Origin of the sequence: Acinetobacter sp. ANC 7912, assembly GCF_039862785.1 — a bacterium.
In the GTDB taxonomy this organism is placed as follows: domain Bacteria; phylum Pseudomonadota; class Gammaproteobacteria; order Pseudomonadales; family Moraxellaceae; genus Acinetobacter; species Acinetobacter thermotolerans.
Genome location: NZ_CP156795.1, coordinates 2,833,217 through 2,851,844, shown reverse-complemented (window position 1 = coordinate 2,851,844; position 18,628 = coordinate 2,833,217). Strand labels below are relative to the sequence as shown.

Annotated in this window: 16 protein-coding genes; 6 read left to right on the top strand and 10 right to left on the bottom strand. The window is 42.6% G+C overall.

Annotation, left to right across the window (positions count from 1 at the left end):
* Window positions 1-68 precede the first annotated feature (68 nt).
* From ABEF84_RS13935 to htpG, 4 genes are all read left to right on the top strand, one after another.
* A complete protein-coding gene (locus ABEF84_RS13935) occupies window positions 69-1,436 on the top strand; it encodes a Na+/H+ antiporter family protein (protein WP_034587951.1) in 1,368 nt (455 codons plus the stop codon).
* 272 nt (window positions 1,437-1,708) lie between these two features.
* Window positions 1,709-2,296, top strand: coding sequence for an OmpW family protein (locus ABEF84_RS13930; RefSeq protein WP_034587949.1), 588 nt, complete (start codon window positions 1,709-1,711; stop codon window positions 2,294-2,296).
* 167 nt (window positions 2,297-2,463) lie between these two features.
* Window positions 2,464-2,808, top strand: coding sequence for a lysozyme inhibitor LprI family protein (locus tag ABEF84_RS13925; protein WP_034587947.1), 345 nt, complete (start codon window positions 2,464-2,466; stop codon window positions 2,806-2,808).
* A 108-nt stretch (window positions 2,809-2,916) separates the two neighbouring features.
* The gene (gene htpG / locus ABEF84_RS13920; RefSeq protein ID WP_034587944.1) at window positions 2,917-4,836 is read left to right on the top strand and encodes a molecular chaperone HtpG; all 1,920 of its coding nucleotides are present in this window, start codon (window positions 2,917-2,919) and stop codon (window positions 4,834-4,836) included.
* 63 nt (window positions 4,837-4,899) lie between these two features.
* Here the strand turns inward: htpG and ABEF84_RS13915 are convergent, their stop codons facing one another.
* From ABEF84_RS13915 to ABEF84_RS13900, 4 genes are all read right to left on the bottom strand, one after another.
* Window positions 4,900-6,039 carry a hypothetical protein gene (locus ABEF84_RS13915; protein WP_347453246.1) on the bottom strand — a complete coding sequence of 380 codons (1,140 nt, stop codon included), beginning with the start codon at window positions 6,037-6,039 and terminating at the stop codon, window positions 4,900-4,902.
* An 81-nt stretch (window positions 6,040-6,120) separates the two neighbouring features.
* Entirely contained in the window at window positions 6,121-7,533 is a 1,413-nt protein-coding gene (locus ABEF84_RS13910; RefSeq protein WP_347453245.1) for a hypothetical protein, read from the bottom strand.
* Window positions 7,534-7,542: 9 nt separating this feature from the next.
* Window positions 7,543-7,722: a hypothetical protein gene (locus ABEF84_RS13905; protein WP_034587942.1), complete on the bottom strand. Its 180-nt coding sequence runs from the start codon at window positions 7,720-7,722 to the stop codon at window positions 7,543-7,545.
* A gap of 182 nt (window positions 7,723-7,904) precedes the next feature.
* On the bottom strand, window positions 7,905-8,060 hold the full coding sequence (locus ABEF84_RS13900) for a hypothetical protein (protein WP_171077712.1): 156 nt from the start codon (window positions 8,058-8,060) through the stop codon (window positions 7,905-7,907).
* 400 nt (window positions 8,061-8,460) lie between these two features.
* On the opposite strand from ABEF84_RS13900, the gene ABEF84_RS13895 reads away from it, so the two are divergent.
* Window positions 8,461-8,661, top strand: a complete 201-nt coding sequence (locus tag ABEF84_RS13895; protein WP_034587939.1) for a dodecin family protein — start codon at window positions 8,461-8,463, stop codon at window positions 8,659-8,661.
* Between the two features lie 50 nt (window positions 8,662-8,711).
* On the opposite strand, the gene ABEF84_RS13890 is transcribed toward ABEF84_RS13895, so the two are convergent.
* The 4 genes from ABEF84_RS13890 to ompR all read right to left on the bottom strand — a co-directional run bounded on the left by ABEF84_RS13890 (window position 8,712) and on the right by ompR (window position 14,314).
* A complete protein-coding gene (locus ABEF84_RS13890; RefSeq protein ID WP_034587010.1) occupies window positions 8,712-9,398 on the bottom strand; it encodes a DsbA family oxidoreductase in 687 nt (228 codons plus the stop codon).
* 728 nt (window positions 9,399-10,126) lie between these two features.
* Window positions 10,127-11,647: an acetyl-CoA hydrolase/transferase family protein gene (locus tag ABEF84_RS13885; RefSeq protein WP_034587013.1), complete on the bottom strand. Its 1,521-nt coding sequence runs from the start codon at window positions 11,645-11,647 to the stop codon at window positions 10,127-10,129.
* Window positions 11,648-11,852: 205 nt separating this feature from the next.
* Window positions 11,853-13,313, bottom strand: a complete 1,461-nt coding sequence (locus ABEF84_RS13880; RefSeq protein WP_034587014.1) for an ATP-binding protein — start codon at window positions 13,311-13,313, stop codon at window positions 11,853-11,855.
* A 236-nt stretch (window positions 13,314-13,549) separates the two neighbouring features.
* On the bottom strand, window positions 13,550-14,314 hold the full coding sequence (ompR, locus tag ABEF84_RS13875) for a two-component system response regulator OmpR (RefSeq protein ID WP_034587015.1): 765 nt from the start codon (window positions 14,312-14,314) through the stop codon (window positions 13,550-13,552).
* A gap of 337 nt (window positions 14,315-14,651) precedes the next feature.
* Here ompR and ABEF84_RS13870 point away from each other — a divergent pair, with 337 nt between their 5' ends.
* Window positions 14,652-17,000 (top strand): Tex family protein, encoded by a 2,349-nt coding sequence (locus ABEF84_RS13870; RefSeq protein WP_347453244.1) that lies wholly within the window; start codon window positions 14,652-14,654, stop codon window positions 16,998-17,000.
* Between the two features lie 54 nt (window positions 17,001-17,054).
* Here ABEF84_RS13870 and ABEF84_RS13865 read toward each other — a convergent pair whose 3' ends face one another.
* Together ABEF84_RS13865 and ABEF84_RS13860 are read right to left on the bottom strand one after the other, a co-directional pair.
* Window positions 17,055-17,372: a hypothetical protein gene (locus ABEF84_RS13865; protein WP_347453243.1), complete on the bottom strand. Its 318-nt coding sequence runs from the start codon at window positions 17,370-17,372 to the stop codon at window positions 17,055-17,057.
* 62 nt (window positions 17,373-17,434) lie between these two features.
* On the bottom strand, window positions 17,435-18,514 hold the full coding sequence (locus tag ABEF84_RS13860; protein ID WP_034587021.1) for a patatin-like phospholipase family protein: 1,080 nt from the start codon (window positions 18,512-18,514) through the stop codon (window positions 17,435-17,437).
* Window positions 18,515-18,628 lie beyond the last annotated feature (114 nt).

Here is an 18,628-nt window from a genome sequence, read left to right as displayed (position 1 = left end):
AAAAGGCAGGGGAATTTTTATTCTATTTTCTGATAAAATGTCTCCTTTTCTCTCATTCCCGATTTATTATGTTTGCTATTCTTGCTGCTATCGGAGTCATGTTCGGACTCGCTCTGGCACGCGTCCCCGTGGTATTTGCCCTTGTCATAGGTGCAGTGGTTGGTGGTTTGTCGGCAGGTCTTGGCCTGCAGGGAACTTTAGATGCATTTAACAATGGCTTGGGTGGTGGCGCTAAAATCGCGCTGGCGTACGGTATTTTAGGTGCTTTTGCTCTCGCCCTTGCCCGTTCTGGTTTGCCAGATCTTTTGGCCTATAAAATGATCAGTACTTTGAAAGGTGAGGCTGATCTCAAGGCACAAAATCGTGTCAAATACGTGATCTTCTTTACTGTGGCGCTGGCTGCAGTTTTCTCCCAAAACGTCATTCCTGTTCATATCGCCTTTATTCCGGTACTGATTCCGCCTTTACTAGTGGTATTTAACCATCTGCAACTGGATCGCCGTCTGATAGCCTGTCTGCTGACCTTTGGTCTGGTGGGAACCTATATGTTAGTGCCTGTTGGTTTTGGTGCCATCTTCCTGAATGACATTCTGGGCCACAACATCAATACCTTTGGTAAAGCCTATGGTTTCCAGATCAGCAATGATCAGATTCCTGGTGCTATGGCGATTCCTGTGTTTGGTATGTTCATTGGTCTGCTGGTTGCGATGTTTATTAGCTACCGTAAGCCACGTATTTACAAAGATGTTCTTATCGAGCAGCAGCAGAGTATTTCTGCAGAGCTAGGTGTAGAACAGAATACAGGTCGACCACAAATTGCCAAGTTCACCATCTGGATGGCAGTGATTGCAGTTGTGGCAACGTTGGCTGTACAGCTTTATTCCGATTCGATGATTCTGGCTGGTCTGGTCGGCGTTGCGATCCTGAGTTGTGCCGGTATTTTCAAATGGAAAGAAGCGGATGATGTGATCATTAGCGGTATGCGTATGATGGCATTGGTTGGTTTTATCATGATTGCCGCACAAGGTTTTGCGGCCGTAATTGATGCGACCAATCAGGTGCCTGAGCTGGTGAAAGCTTCAGTGGAGTGGATTGGTCAAAGTAAGGCATTGGCAGCATTCCTGATGTTGTTGATTGGTCTGTTGGTGACACTCGGCATTGGTTCATCTTTCTCGACTGTGCCCATTCTGGCGATTATTTATGTACCGCTATGTATCCAGTTTGGTTTTAGTCCGGAAGCGACCATTGCCATCATTGGTACTGCAGCAGCCTTGGGTGATGCAGGTTCTCCAGCGTCGGATTCTACCCTTGGTCCAACCTCTGGCCTGAATATGGATGGTCAACATGACCATATGAAAGACAGTGTGATTCCAACCTTTATCCACTACAACATTCCATTGTTGATTTTTGGTTGGATTGCGGCAATGGTACTTTGATTGTGTGATATTTCATACATTTTAAACTAAATAAATATTATTAATTCCGACTTATTTACTTAGAATAAATAATAATAAAATCAGATTAACTTGGTTGGTTTTATAATCCAACCAGGTTGGTCAGATTAAAATAAATATTAAATAATTACAAATACTTAAATAATAATTAAAATTTGATTTTATAATACCTATTGCATATTAATTTCAGCCATGTTTATTATTAATTAAGGTGTATTTTTCTTAATAATGATTCTTCCAATGGGGTATTTAAAATGTTAAAGCAAGTTGCTCTAATTGCATTAATGGGTCTTTCAGCATCTGCAATGGCAGGTGAGTGGCAAGTGAAAGTGGGGGCTTCTGCATTAGCGCCAACTGGAGATACAAAAACAGGCTTGGGTACCGTTGAAGCGGATAATGAATTAGCATTTACTCCATCTGTAGAATATTTCTTTAATGACAATATTTCTGCTGAATTGCTTCTAGCAGCACCTATCGGTCATGATGTGTTATTAGATGGTGCTAAGGTAGCTAAAATTAAGCAATTACCTCCGACTGTTACAGCGAAATACCATTTTAAAAACTCAACTCGCTTTACACCATATATCGGTGTAGGTGGCACAGCATTTATTGCCTGGGATGAAAGTGGTGTAGCAAAAGATGTTAAAGAAGACTTTGGCTTTGCTGGTCAAGTAGGCTTTAACTACCAACCAGCGGATGCAAAAAACTGGGGTGTATTCTTTGATGCACGTTATGCTCAAATTAGTCCTGAAGTGACTTTAACTGAAGCGGCTGGTGGTGCTAAGTTTGATCTGGATATTGATCCAATGGTTTACACGATCGGTTACAGCTACAAATTCTAAGTTTTAGAATTCTACAAAAGCCTTATCTACGGATAGGGCTTTTTTATTGCAAAATAACAACGATTTATAACGTGATTTAATTGAGTGTACTGCTCAGTATCAAATACAGTTAACGGCATAACTTAACGATAAATTGATTACAGAATAAGAGAAAAGGAAGATCAATAATGAAGTGGTTGATGAAAAGTGGATTGATCTTCTTTGCAGCATGGATGACGCAAGCTCATGCGGCTAGTTTTGATTGCCAGAAGGCCCAAACTCCAACTGAAAAAACTATTTGCCAGAATCGTACTTTGAATGATGCGGATGTGAAAATGGTCACCAGTTACAATATTGTTCGGCATCTGGTACCGATGGGAACGCGTTCTGTGATCCAGAGAGAACAGGTGAAATGGCTAGAATTTCGTGATCAATGTAGGGAATCTGTGGATTGTCTGGCCCAAGTTTACCGTATGCGTCAGCAACAACTGGATTTGCATTTAGACCGGGTCTATCAGCAAGGCTCATTCTAATTGATGAAAATTTTTGCGGGAAAAATGCAAGAGACTATTGAAAATTAAACAACTCACTCCATTCATATAGGCATCAGCACGTCTATATAAAAATGAAAGGAGTGAAGAATGAGCGAAACAAGCGCACAAAAACACAGTTTCCAAGCTGAGGTGGCTCAGTTACTGCACCTCGTCACCCATTCCCTATACTCAAATCCTGAAATTTTCCTGCGTGAACTTATTTCTAACGCATCTGACGCATGTGACAAACTGCGTTTTGAAGGAATCAATCATCCTGAATATTATGAAAATGATCCAGACTTACATGTTCGAGTCAGCTTGGATGCTGAAAATAAAACCATCACTATTTCCGACAATGGTATTGGTCTAAGCGAACAGGAAGCGATTGAAAATCTGGGTACCATTGCCAAATCAGGTACCAAAGACTTTATGTCTAAACTGACAGGTGACCAGAAAGCCGATGCCCAGTTGATCGGTCAGTTTGGTGTGGGTTTCTATTCAGGCTTTATTGTGGCGGACAAGATTACCGTGGAATCACGTCGTGCGGGTTTAGATAAATCTGAAGGTGTGCGCTGGATCAGTAATGGTACCGGTGAATTTGAAGTAGAACAGATCACTAAAGAAAGCCGTGGTACAGACATCATTCTGCACCTGCGTGAAGATGCCCATGACTATCTAAATAGTTATAAAGTTAAGCAGATCATCAATAAATACTCTGACCACATTAGCTTGCCAATCCAGATGCAAAAGGAAGTCTGGCAGGAAGAAGAGGCTGCTGAAGGTGAAGAACCGAAAGGTGGTCAGTATGTGAAAACCGATGAATGGGAAACCATCAACTCGGCCAGTGCACTGTGGACTCGTAACAAGTCGGAAATTACTGAAGAGCAATATATCGAGTTCTATAAGAACCTGAGCCATGACTTTACTGCACCACTGGCATGGACCCATAACCGTGTCGAAGGCAGCACAGAATATACCCAGTTATTGTATGTTCCAAGCAAGGCACCACATGACATTTTTACCCGTGATGCAAAAGCGGGTATCAAACTGTATGTGAAACGCGTATTTATTATGGATGATGCGGATAACCTGATTCCAAATTATCTGCGTTTCGTACAGGGTGTGGTTGATAGTGCCGATTTACCATTAAATGTGAGCCGTGAACTCCTGCAGGAAAGCCGCGATGTAAAAACTATCCGGGAGGGCAATACCCGTCGTGTGCTGACCATGCTGGATAATCTGGCTAAATCTGAAGATGAAAAAGATCAGGAAAAATTCAAGACCTTCTACCGTGAATTTGGTGCGGTACTGAAAGAAGGTTTGGGTGAAGATTTTAGTAATCGTGAACGTATCCTGAAACTGCTGCGTTACGCGACTTCAACCAATGATGAAGTCAGCACTTCATTAGCAGACTACAAAGCCCGTATGAAAGAAGGTCAGAAAGCGATTTACTATGTGACCGCTGAAAGCCTGAATGCAGCGAAAAACTCACCTCAGCTGGAAGTATTCAAGAAAAAAGGCATTGAAGTACTGCTGATGACTGAGCGTGTGGATGAGTGGGCCATGAATTTCGTGCATGAGTTCGATGGTACACCACTGAAAAACGTGTCTAAAGGTGCTGTAGATTTAGGTGATCTACAGGATGCTGAAGAGAAGAAAGCGCTTGAAGCAGCGGCTGAGCAGTTTAAGCCTGTGGTAGAAAAATTGACTGACTCGTTAAAAGATAAAACCAAAGAAGTGCGTGTAACCACTCGTCTGGTGGATTCCCCAGCCTGTCTGGTGACTGGTGAAGGGGAGTTGTCGCCACAACTGATCCGTATGCTCAAAGATGCGGGTCAGTCTGTACCAGATAGCAAACCGATTCTGGAAATTAACCCTGAGCATCCATTGGTGAAAAAACTGGAAAGCTCGGAGCAGTTCGAAGATCTGGCCAATGTGATCTTTGATCAGGCGGTGATTGCTGAAGGTGGTTTACCAGACAATCCGGCTGAATATGTCAAACGCATTAATAGCTTATTACTTGCTTAAGTGAAGAAACTAGAAAAAAGCCTTTCCAAAGAAGGGCTTTTTTATTTCTGGATGAGTTGAAATTTAGAAAATAGCTTCCAGACGCAGGGCAGCACCTAAATAATGGCTACGGTCTTCACGATGGTCGTTCAAATAATTGACATCGGTCTGTATAAAAAACCATTCCCGCAGAAAAGGCTGGCGCCAGGAAACATAAGGTCCCCAACTGTTCAGGCGCAAGTTGGTGTCATTCATATAACCACCGGTATAAACGCCGTAGCTGAAACGATGGTCATTAAAGAACTGATGCTGACGGAAGGTGTAATTATCCCAGCGCAGATCATCCTCCTGTTCATCGGCATAGGTCAGACTTAACTGGTTGGAAAGAAAGGCTTCATTGGGACGTGCATGGGTCAATTCCAGGTTGGTACGTAGATAGTTTTCGCTATCGATACCATAACGATAGATCTGTTCCGCATGGAAACTAAAATCATTGTGTAACTCCCAGTCGCGACTGGCCTTTAAACGTACATAGAGGTCATCTCCGGAACGGACACCCAAATCTAGATCGGTTTCGAAAGGCAATTTTTTCGACAGTTCGGACCAACGTAAGGCCAGAGAGCTGTTGTCTTCCCGGGTTCGACTACGATCCAAGCGTTTGCCCGGTTCACTCCCTGGATTTTCATTGGTAATTGCGATATTTCCTTCCAGCTCGTTATCCAAGCTGTCATCACCAAAAACCAGGCTCAGTTTACGTTCTAGGGTAGGAAGCTTGATCCGGCCACGAATACGGGGCTTGATCTCATATTCGTCGTATTTATTCCAGCTATTATCTAAGATCACACGTAAGGTCGCATGTGCTGGTTCGTCTTCATTGGGTTTTCCAAACCAGTTGTTCATTTTGTCTGCAGTTTGATCTGCCCAATTGCGTACCCCTTTTTGCTGGCGATCCACCCAACTTCTGTCTTCAGTTTCAGTGGTGCGGGGCACAATTGGCTCATTGGATTGTTGAGGAAGAATCGTGGGAGTACTATCAATTAATTTAGGGATCTGATCCAATAAACTAAATCCTTTTGCCGGCTCTGGCTCCTCTATATTCTTATTAGGAGATTCTTCTGTCCGTATATCAGGTTCAGACTGGTCAGGTGTTGCCCATATCGTGGGACTGATACAGGCGAGACTGACCAGAATTAGGGGGAGTGGCAAAATTCTGTTTGTCGTCATAAGGTCATCTTGCTCTTTTTCTTTGTATTTCAAATATAACTTTGCAGAAGAGCGAGATTGAATCAATCAAGGGATACAAAATTACATCAATTTTTCTAAGGCTTTACTGAGAATGGCATCATATAGCGCATGAACATCTATGGGTTCTTTAAAATCAAGAATAATTTGATGAATCATCTGCCAGTTAATTTGCTGATCACGTTTCAGGATTAGACAAGGATAAACCTGTTCAGATGATGATAGCGAAAGCCGTTTTTCACCATGGATCAAACGCAGTTTTTGCCGTTCTTCTAGGAGCAGCATTGGAGTATGAAACTCTGCTTCTACTTCATCAAATGTTATCAATTTCTTAGTAACTATCAGATGCAGAGGAATATACGGAGAATAATTCTCCTGCTGCCAGATCAATCGGGCCTGTTGGGAATAAGCGTGATAAAGTGAATCCAATTGCAAAAATTGTGTGCTTAACTCAGTGGAAGAGACGCTTTTAATCGCAGCGATTCGATATCCAGCCTGCTTTCCCCAAAGTTGTATCAACTCAATGGCTTTCTGCCATTCTGGCACACCTAGGAGCATAGCATAATGGCTAAAGCGTCCGAGGTGATCAACTTGTTCCGCTAGATATACAGGCTGTTGATTTAAGTCAGTTTCTTTTTGATTGTACCAGGCTATTTTTACATGGTTTTCAATCGCTGGGTGTTCTAACTGAAGTTGATAGAAATTTTGAGGCACAGCAAAGTTAAATTCTGAAACTTGAAAGGAGAGGTTTTGCCACTGTAAAGAAGCAGAAATCTCTAGTTTAACTGTCTTTTCAGTATTGTCAGGCTGTGGTTCCTCGCGGACCAGATCTATGGTGTCGATCGCTGCTGGTTGTATTTGAGGTTGAAGATCAACGCTATTTTCAGATGGTAAATCCTGAACAGCTGATAACTCCTCTCTGATTTCACGTTTGGAGATATAAGGGTCAATGCTTGGGGCAGGAGAGCTATCCTCGATCATTTCCAAGGATAAAGTGGTTGCAGCAGCCTGTAATTCCATATCAGTCTTTAGACATGAGGAAAGTTCTTGCTGATGTAATAACCATTTAAAACTTTGTTCAATATCCGCCCACTCACTGACCAGAGCCTGACGATTCGGAGAAGGGATTAACCAGATTTGCCAGCCACGTTTAGGATCATGCAGGAAAGCCCAGCCAGAAAGAGGATGAGCATAGAGAGTAGTTTGTAAAGTCTGGTGATCCTGGAAAAATCCGCGATAGCTGTAATAATAATGGCTTTCTTTTGCAAATTCCTGTGCAGCTATTTCAGGCTGAGTACGGGTTTTAAATGCCAAAATTTGCTTTTTGAAAATAGGTTCATTACATTGCAGAAAAATTTCATGTACCCGCTTTTTAGAACGAGCGACTTCATATAGACTGAGGTTACGATGCTCTAAATCATGTCCGAGTTGATGTAATTCTTTAATCAGATGGATTTTTTCAAGGGCATTCATCATGGCGATCTGCTACACATATTTGAGTGCTTTATCCAGGCTTTGAGCCAGAAGAATATTGGCTGCCAGTTCAATCAGTTTATATTCGGCAGAGTTAGGATCTGTATATTGTTCCGCGATCTGGAGTAGACGATCAATGGGAAATGCCTGAGGAGAAAGTTTACCTTGTACTAATGCCTGCAATTCATTCATAGCAAACTGGATATAATTAAAATTGGTTATTTTTTGATTATAGGCAAGGAAAATAAAAAAATGTTATTTTTTATCAAATATTTTCTAGAGATTTCACTCAGTAAAATCTGGAAAAGTGTCAAAGATCACAATAAAAAACAGGCCGCATAAGCAGCCTGTTGTAGTAAAAAGCAATTTAAAACCTAAGCCTGTTGAGCAGTTCCAGCTGTATCGGCTGAAGCAGTTTCAACTGCAGGTGCCTGTTTAGTTGGAAAGTCTGGTGTATAGACAATCTGAGCAGTCGTAGTTACTGAAAAAGCCATCACAGCTGCAGCCAAAGCAAATTTAATTGCGTTCATAACATCACCTTTTAAACAGATGTTCGAGATGTCGAACTGGGAGAAAATTGAACCTTATTTACGTGAATAATCATATCAATCTACTGCTATGAAAAAATGATCAATTCGGCAATTTTGTTAAAATTATAAAAAATTATTGATTAAAAACAAATAATTAGAATTTTTACTCTATTTTTGATGATGCCTAGCGATGAACCAAGACCTGATTTTGATAACTCTAAACTGAGATAGGATGAGCATAAAACAGATGCATAATCCTCTCTAAAGTTCGTCATCATATAGTCAATAATACAATGTAAAACCTGTGTAAGGATTTGCTGTGAGATGTTTAAACAGACATTTTAAAATTATCAAATTCACTATGATGAGAGTTCATTCATCATAACAAGAGAGCTCCATTATGGCTATTGCAAAAGTGGTCGAAGTCAATTCAAGCAGCACGAAAAGCTTTGAGGATGCCATCCAGAGTGGAATTACCAAAGTGACAGAAACAGTAAAAAATGTTCAGGGTGCTTGGATTAATGAACAGAAGGTCGTGGTCAAGGAGAATAAGATCACAGAGTACCGGGTCAATCTTAAAATTAGTTTTTTGGTCGAATAATCTGAAATAAAAAATCCCCATACCAGATGGGGATTTTTATATAAGTGTAATTATTCAGATTTAGGGACTTCACACTGTTCATCAGTACACTGTGGCGCTGCTGCTTGTGGGCCTTCTAAGGCTTTTTCCAATACCTGTACAAAGACTTCTTTGGGTTGAGCACCTGCTAGTGCAATACGTTGATCAAAGACAAAGAACGGCACACCCGTCACTTTGAGTTGGTCGCGTGCCAGCTCCTGATCAAACTTGACGAAATCTGCAAATTCATCTGAATCCAGCACATCATCGACTTCAACCGGATTTAGGCCAATACGTGCAGCAACATCTTCCAAAGTTTCACGCTCACCAATCGGCAGACCTTGAGTCATGTAACTATAGAAAAATGCTTCTTCAGCTTCATTGCCCAAGCCTTTGCTTTGTGCCAAGTGAATGATGCGATGTGCATTAAAGGTATTGCCGGAATTGGCACCTTCCCAGTTAAATTCAATGCCTTCAGCTTTGGCCATCTCAGCAATATTGCATTGCATCTCTTCAACTTCTGCAATGCTACGACCATACTTTTGTGCTAAACGTTCTGAATTGGAAATTTCCTGACGTGCTGGTGCTTCAGGATCTAACTGAAAGCTATGCCAATGCACTTCAAGCTCTACACCAACTTGTGCTGCAGCCGCTTCCAGACGTTTTTTTCCAATATAGCAAAAAGGGCAAACCACATCAGACCAGATATCTACACGCATGAAATTTCCTGAATATTCTCGTTAAAAGAAGTATGAGGGCGCAGTTGATAAATTTAAAGTCTATAATATTTTTAAGTATTTACTTTACAATTCCTCCAAAAATATGGAGGGGTAAAAATCCAGAAGATTTATGCAAATTAAATACCGTAATCATATAAAAAAATGCGTTGAAATTTTTTAAAAATATTTAATAAATCAATAAGATGAATGGTAGTGTTGGGTGTGTGAGAAAGTGCTATTTTCAATGATACGTACAATATCGTACGTGTCATTGAAGGCAGTCGTATGTATCGGGTCGTTTCTTGCATACTCATGATGATGGTCTTGGGTATGATGACTACTACGGCTAAAGCAGAATTCTATCGTTCATCCACTATGCAAGTGTTAGAAGATAATGCTTTGGCCAGGGTTACAGGGCAAGACAACTCAATTTAAACTGCAATGGATCCGCATCGTTTAGATGGACTTAAAATCATTGAGGCGTTAAACCAGTATGAACTCCATCAACAATAAGGTTTAAGCAGGCTGACAAGCTTTTTTTACCGTAATGCACAAGGGCAGCTAATTTTACAAATCAATCAAGAGGTGGTTTCCATTGGAATAATTGAGTTTCGATTATCTTTTGATGGGTTTGCTGATATAGGAGAATCGATCGCAAGTCAGATCCAATTCTTTTAACCCTCCCAATAAAAAACGCCCCGAAGGGCGTTTTTTGATGATGCGATTAATTATGCAGATTTCGCTTCTTTCGCAGCAGGACTTAACATAGAACCTGTTGCTTCAAAGTTTTCATGCCAGCTTAATGCTTCATTTAGCAGGTGAGGGGTTTGACCACCTTTTGCACAGGCACGGTCGAAGTAATCATTCAGTGCATCTTTGTACATTGGGTGTACACAGTTATCGATGATGGCACGAGCACGCTCACGAGGTGCCAGACCACGTAGGTCTGCCAGGCCCTGTTCAGTAACCAGTACGTCAACGTCATGACCGGTGTGGTCAACGTGAGATGCCATTGGGACAACTGAAGAGATGTCACCGCCTTTCGCAATAGACTTGGTCACGAAGATTGCAATGTGTGCGTTGCGTGCGAAGTCACCTGAACCACCGATACCGTTCATCATTTTGCTACCGCAAACGTGAGTAGAGTTCACGTTACCGTAGATATCGAATTCAAGCGCAGTATTGATCCCGATAATACCTAGACGACGTACCAGCTCTGGGTGGTTTGAGATTTCTTGTGGACGAAGCACAAGTTTGTCTTTGTATTGCTCAAGGTTGTTAAATACTTTTTCGCCGTATTTTGCAGAAAGAGTAATAGAGGAGCCTGAAGCAAATTTCATTTTACCTGCATCGATCAGGGCAAAAGTACAGTCTTGCAGTACTTCCGAGTACATGATCAGGTCTTCAAAGTTAGATTCTTTTAGACCAGTCAATACTGCGTTGGCAATTGAACCAATACCTGCCTGAAGTGGGCCAAGGTTTTTCGGTAAACGGTCTGCTGCCACTTCTTTTTCGAAGAATGCGATCAGGTGGTTGGCAATAGATTGAGTCTCATCATCCGGTTCAGTCACAGTTGATGGAGAGTCGTGGTATTCACCGTTAAATACGATACCGACAATCTTAGATGGATCAATATTGATTGCATGGGTACCAATACGCTCATCTACTTGAGTCAGTGGAATAGGTTGACGTGTTGGACGATAAGTTGGGATATAGATATCGTGTAAGCCTTCAAATGCTGGGCTTAAGTTTGTGTTGATTTCTACAATGACTTTTTCTGCAAAAATGGCAAAGCTTGCAGAGTTACCAACCGAAGTTGTAGGAATGATGCCGCCGTCTTCAGTGATCGCGACTGCTTCAATCACTGCTACATCTGGTTTTTTCAGCTGCTGGTTACGCATTTGTTCAACAGTTTCAGACAAGTGCTGATCGATGAACATCACTTCGCCTTTGTTGATGGCTTTACGTAAAGTGTTGTCTACCTGGAATGGCAGGCGACGTGCCAATACACCGGCTTCTGTTAGTTGTTTGTCCAGGTCATTACCCAGAGAGGCACCAGTGATAAGAGTAATCTTTAATGGGTTCGCTTTTGCCTGCTGCACCAGAGCCAGTGGAACCGCTTTCGCTTCGCCTGCACGGGTGAAGCCACTCATACCTACAGTCATGCCATCTTTGATGAACTGGGCTGCTTGTTCTGCACTCATTACCTTATTGTGTAGGGATGCTAAACGGATACGGTCTAAAGACATTTGAACTCTCTTAAATTCCTGAACACTGATACGGATTGTACCGATCAAAAAAAGTATTTTGCATAGGTGTTAGGCTAAGGTCTAATTTTTTAGCTAAATAACAGTATAAAAAACCATGATGATTTTTAATATATTGATTAATATATATTTTATATGAAAGGTGAAATAAAATCGAAAGTTTAAATGTTTAAATATTAAGCTGTCGTTAAAAATGATCAGTGATAGTTTGGCGGATTTTTTCTAGTGTCGTTGGCTCAGTCGGAGTCTCTGATTCATCCTGATTTAAGGGTAGTGAAATAATCGCTTCAAGGCCGCCTTCGGGACGATTATGAATATGTAATTCACCGGAATGGATGTCTACGATCCGTTTGACAATGGCTAAGCCTAAACCGCTACCTTGCACGGTACGCGCGGAATTTCCACGCACAAAAGGTTGCATCAAATCTTCAATCTGGTCTTCAGGAATACCTTCACCATGATCTGCGACTTTGATCAGTAATCGATCCTGATCAGTATGGGCGGAAAGCTCGATGGGTTCGGCACCATAGCGTTTAGAATTATTAATTAAGTTACCAATCAAACGCTTAAGTGACATACTACGTGCCTGAATCAGGGGCAATTCCTGTGGAGTAAAACGGATATCGAGTGGCTTAAACTGGGTTACCAGTTCTTGTAATAAAGTATTGACGTTGGTTTCCTGAGGTTCTTCATCCGATCCATCCCGCATATAGGAAATGAACTGATTTAAAATTGCATCCATATCCTCCACATCATAAATCAAACCTTCTTTCAGAAAATCTTCATCTGGCATCATTTCAGCACTTAGACGGATTCGGGTTAGGGGAGTACGCAGGTCATGAGAGATCCCGGCAAGCATGATACGGCGATCACGTTCAGTCTGATCCAGCGTATAAATCATCTGGTTAAAGGCATGGTTCACTTGACGGATTTCTAGCGGACCGTGGTTGGTATCCAGATAAGGTGCTGAGCCAGTTTTACTATAGCTGTTTGCGGCATTCTGTAAACGACGTAGAGGGCGATTCAGCTGACGAACTAAGGTCAGAATGATGATACCGGCAATCAGTGGAATACCCAGCAACCAAGCAAAAATGAGTTCAGGACTATAGTTGGCATAGGTTTTTAGTGGTTCACGTACCCAGTTGCCATTCATTTCAGGGGTTTGGATCCAGATGCGTGGACTTGGCTTGAACTGGAAATAAACGGTTGCTTCTTGAATGCGAAGTTCATTAGCCAGCTTTTCCTCAATTTTATTGGTAAAAAACTCAGCAATGACTTTTTCACGAATATTGGGAAATTGCTTAGGATTAGTGATGTATTCAATGCCAATGCGGTTTTTTAAGTAAGCATCGATATCCACTTCCTGATCATGGTGATACATGCGTAAGTCAGGGTTATGTAGAATTTCCAGTTCAACAGCGAGATAGCGTGCATGGTGCTGAATTTCTGGAAGATACAGGGTGCGCCAAAAGAACCACATCGACATAAACAGGCTAAATAGCACCACAAATAGAACCAGGACAGCCGTGCGCATAGCGGCTGAACGCGGTTTGATCTTGTCGAGAAAACGTTCCCAAGGGGTGCGTTTCTTTTCTGAATAACGGACAAAATCAGTAAATTCTTGTGGGTCGATGGGGTCGAGTTTCACACCAGCATCCTGTAGGCATTAAGTAGTAAAAATATTGTTAGAGAAAAAATTGCCACTTTTGCCTTTGATTAAGGAAATTGAATTTTATTTTAGAACAAGTAGAAATAGTTACTTAAATTAGCTATGCTATTCGCTGGTTCAGTCCTCTTTAAAAAATAAAATTTAAGTGGGAAGATAACGAATAGCATGAGGGACATTAAACATAAATTTAATAGTCCCTTTTTATTTCTTTTAAATTATTCAGCACCATCTGGAACGAAGACGTAACCGACACCCCAAACTGTTTGAATGTAACGCGCACGAGCCGGGTTCTCCTCGACCAGACGACGCAGGCGAGACACCTGAACATCAATCGAACGTTCCATGGCACCCCATTCACGACCACGCGCCAGATTCATAAGCTTGTCACGTGTCAGTGGTTCACGTGGATGTTGTACTAGGGCTTTTAGAACGGCAAATTCGCCAGTGGTTAAGGTTACGACTTGACCTTCGCGGGTGAGGGTGCGGGTAGATAAATCCAGTGACCATGGACCAAAGGAAACGACTTCCATTTGTTGGCTTGGCGCGCCTGGAACTTCACGTACTTGACGACGTAAGATGGCACGGATACGTGCGAGTAACTCATTTGGGTTAAATGGTTTTGGCAGGTAATCATCAGCGCCAGCTTCCAGACCGGCAATACGGTCTGAGTCGCTGCCACGTGCAGTGAGCATAATAATCGGGGTGTCGATATTGGATTGGCGTAAACGACGACAGATACTCAGACCATCCTCAACCGGAAGCATAAAATCGAGCACGATCAGAGAGAACAGTTCCCGCTGCAACAGTCGATCCATCTGGGTTGCATCATGCGCTGTTTTGACTACAAATCCTTTATCTTCCAGAAAGCGCTGCAGCAAAGTACGTAAACGGACATCGTCATCGACAACCAGAATGCGTTCTACCCGATCGGTTTCGGTATGTACTGCATCGGATTTTTCAGCGGGTACAACTAAACTCATGAGGTGCTCCTTTATTCTTTATTGTCGTCTTAAACAAAAACTAAGTGATGTCTTGAGTATACGATTCATTTATAACGATTGACTATGCTCTAAAGCAACAAAAATCGCAGTTAAAATCAAGGTGTAGATACCAAATATATACATCTCAGGGCGAAAAGTTTCGCTTTTATTGGCCTATTTGCATGAGGGGATATCGTGACTCATCCATTATTCATTTCAGCACATCTGACAACTGATATAATTCCTTGAGCTAAATTAATAAAAACAATTGTGGATTTTATAGACCTGGTCTTTATAATCATGCCATTTAGTACTTATCCTTGTGGGATCAAACACGATGACTGACTTAGTTCAGCAGTTGGCAAAAGAACTTGCCGTACGTCCAAATCAAGTAGAAGCTGCCATCAAATTGATTGATGAAGGTGCCAGTGTTCCATTTATTGCACGTTACCGTAAAGAAGTAACACAGGGCCTAGACGATACGCAACTTCGCCAGCTCGACACACGTTTATCGTATTTACGTGATTTGTTTGAACGCCGTGAAAAGGTGATTGAATCACTAAAAGAACAAAATAAACTGACTGATGATTTATTGGCGCGTGTCAATGCCGCTGAAACCAAGAATGCACTTGAAGAGATCTATGCGCCGTACCGTCCGAAGCGTACTAGCAAGTCTTTCAAGGCGAAAGAAGCTGGTCTTGGTCCAATTGCAGAACGAATTTTCCAGGAAGAAGTTGATCCGGCAGAAGCACTGGCTGGCTTTAGCCATGAAGATTATCCGGATCTGGAAAGCCAGCTCGATGCCATCCAGCACATTCTGATTGATGAGTGGGCGCAGAACATTGCGCTGACTGCTGAACTGAAAGCGACATTTGCAAAAACTGCCATTTTAAAAAGTTTAGTTGCCAGCGATGAGAAAAAAGAAGTCGGTAAAAAATTCCGCGATTACTTTGATTTTTCAGAAAGCCTAAACAAAGTTCCTTCGCACCGTTTATTGGCGATGCTGCGTGGCCGTCAGGAAAATGTCCTAGGCTTAAAAGTGGATGGTGAAGATGAAGCACCATTGGCGCGTATTGAAACCGAATACAATCTGGATGCGATCCAGCCACAATCCCGTCAGGATTTCCTGAAACAGACTGCAAAACTGTTCTGGCTCGGTAAAGTACGTCCAACGGTTGAACATTCTTTATTGACTGAAAAACGTCTGGCAGCAGAAGCAGAAGCGATGCAGGTGTTTGCTGAGAATCTGCGTCATTTATTATTGTCTGCACCAGCTGGCGCACGTACCACACTGGGCGTCGATCCGGGGATCCGTACTGGTGTGAAACTGGCTGTGGTAAATGAGTCAGGTGATGTACTGGCACATAGCACGATTTATCCATTTGCACCAAAAGAAGATAAAGAAGGTTCACTGGCTGAACTGGTACGTCTATGCCGTGAATTCAATGTCGACCTGATCGCGATTGGGAATGGTACCGCAAGCCGTGAAACTGAAGCACTCATTGCTGAAATGATGGCTGCCAATACGGATCTAAACCTAACCCGTGTTTCTGTATCAGAAGCAGGTGCATCAGTCTATTCAGCATCTGAATTGGCATCTCAGGAATTGCCTGAGCTGGATGTATCTATTCGTGGTGCAGTATCGATTGCACGCCGTTTGCAAGATCCCCTGGCTGAACTGGTGAAGATCGATCCTAAATCGATTGGTGTGGGTCAATACCAGCATGACGTCAACCAGACTGGTCTGGCTCAAACGCTGGAAGCAGTTGTTGAAGATTGTGTGAACTCGGTCGGTGTCGATGTGAATACAGCATCGGCGGCAATTCTGGGTTATATCGCGGGTCTGAATAAATCGATTGCGCAGCAAATCGTGGAATTCCGTAAGGAAAATGGCCGTTTTGACAACCGTCAGGATCTGAAAAAAGTACCGCGTTTAGGTGAACGTACTTTTGAACAGGCAGCAGGCTTCCTGCGCATTCAAAATGGTTCTGAGCCATTAGATGCATCTGCAGTGCACCCAGAGTCTTATGAACTGGTGAATAAGATTGTTGCTTCTAAAGCTACAACTGTAAAAGACATCATCGGCAATACTGAAATTATTCGTCAGGTCAATGCTGAAGAATTTGTGGATGATAAATTCGGTCTGCCAACGATTCAGGATGTATTGAGCGAACTGGAAAAACCGGGTCGTGACCCGCGTCCAGAATTCTGTACTGCGAAGTTCCGTGATGACATTACTGAAGTGGCGCAGCTGACTGAAGGTATGCAGTTGGAAGGTGTGGTGACTAATGTCACCAACTTTGGTGCATTCGTGGATGTTGGTGTGCATCAGGACGGTCTGGTGCATATTTCTGAACTGGCCAATGAATTCATTGCTGATCCACATAAAGTGGTGAAACCAGGTCAGATCGTTCAGGTTCGTGTCTTAAACGTGGATGTAGAACGTAACCGTGTCAACCTGTCGATGCGTCCAGAAGGCTCAGAAGCACATGCGAAAGCACCACGTCAGCCACGTCGTGAACAGAATAATGAACAGCGTGGTGAGCGTAAGCCTCAAGGCAAGCGTCCACAGCAGGCACGTGGTGAACGCCCGCAAGGCAAGAAACCACAATCTAAGCCACAAGAAAACAAGATTGGTGGTTTAGGTGTATTGTTATTACAGGCCGGGATTAAAGGTTCGAAGTAATTTTTAAGCATCAAAAAAACCTCCCGAGTGGAGGTTTTTTTTATTGAATGTTTCTTATGAATTGATAATCGGTACGATCCAGCTACAGATAATTAGCATAATGCCCAGATGACCTAATTTACGTGTCACATAGACCAGTTTAGAAGGCGCTTGTTCCAACTGTCGTGCATATTCTTCCAGACTTAAGCCTTGCTTGTTGCGACTGGTAAAAAGAAACACACCCAGATCAATACAGATCAGGATCGTACCAATATCTGCGACCAGTTCCATCAATTCAAATTGCTGGGTATATAGCGCCATACCCACGCTATAAATCAAATAAACGCCAAAGGCTAAACATGCATATTGCAGGACAACTAAAAATTTCTGCATAAATCTCAACAATTCAAAAATAAAAAACAATTCTGTCCCTTAGTTCGGGGCAGGGTAGGCAATTACAAGGGTTGCATCACTTCAGCGAAGCGCTGTTTCTCGACCAGTTCCAGGAATTCATCACCTAGACGTTGGCTTTCGGCAATACAGGCTTTCCAGAGCTGGATGCGTTGCTTTTGATCCAATCCTTTTAAGGTGAAGTCCTTGCGGTCTGGCAAACGTCCCAGCGGCAAGCTTTGTAGATATTGCTGTGAGGGAGAGATGAGCAAAGTTCGTGCCTGATTTTCAGGAGTGGCCGTGCGTTTAAATAGTTTATCGAACCAGCCCGGCGTAATACTGTCGGTAAAGTGTGGATAGAGCACAAGACCATCGGTTTCGAAAGGCAGGTCAATATGATAGTCAATCAGGCCACCATCCCGGTAGCTGCCTTGTGGTGCATCTGGAATTTCCCGAATGGCTGCCATCACCCCTGGAATCGAGGCAGAAGCCATCAGCCATGGCAATACATTTTGCTCCGTTAGAGTCTGATAATGGGTACTAAAGTCATCATCCGTAATTTTAAATTGAGAGCCCATCCTCGGTTGACTGATCACACGCTGCATAAAATGGCGGCTATGACGACGCCCTAGAGCAGTTGTGCCTACAATTCCTGCTACAGAAGCGAGTAAAGGAAGGGCTTTATCACTCTGGAAAATATGCTGGGCTTTAATCGAAAGTACCGCCAGGTGGTAGTCAGGGTGATTGACTAGCTCAGCTTCTTTACCTTGAACCAGGGTTTTCAGCATGTCATAACAGATGTCACTCACTTGCTGGCGGCTCATTTTTTTATGAAAACTTAGATTGGTATATAACTCACCGAGTAACTCAGTACCTTGTTTAGCACCATGTGCTGCAATACTAGCGAAACGCCAGCTACCAATAGAAGAACCAATTAAGGTACACCGTTGCGGAGCACGTTGTAGGAAATCGCCAAAAATCGCCTGATCCAGACCCTGAATGCCAATACCCTTTGGGCCGCCTGCCGCACCGGGAATAATCTTGACCTGTGCTGGCTGTAAACCTTCCTTCAAAATCATTTCTCGTGCTAAATGACCAGCACGAATGGTAAGGGCGGGAGCAGGTTTCTGTAAAATCTGGATCATGACACCGCAATTAAAATTTAAAGTGAGGTTATTTTAAACCAAAGTGTATTCAGTCCAATGGCGAGAAGTATTCGAAGGTGACTTGAAAGTCATTAGGGGATGAAAAAGCTTGAA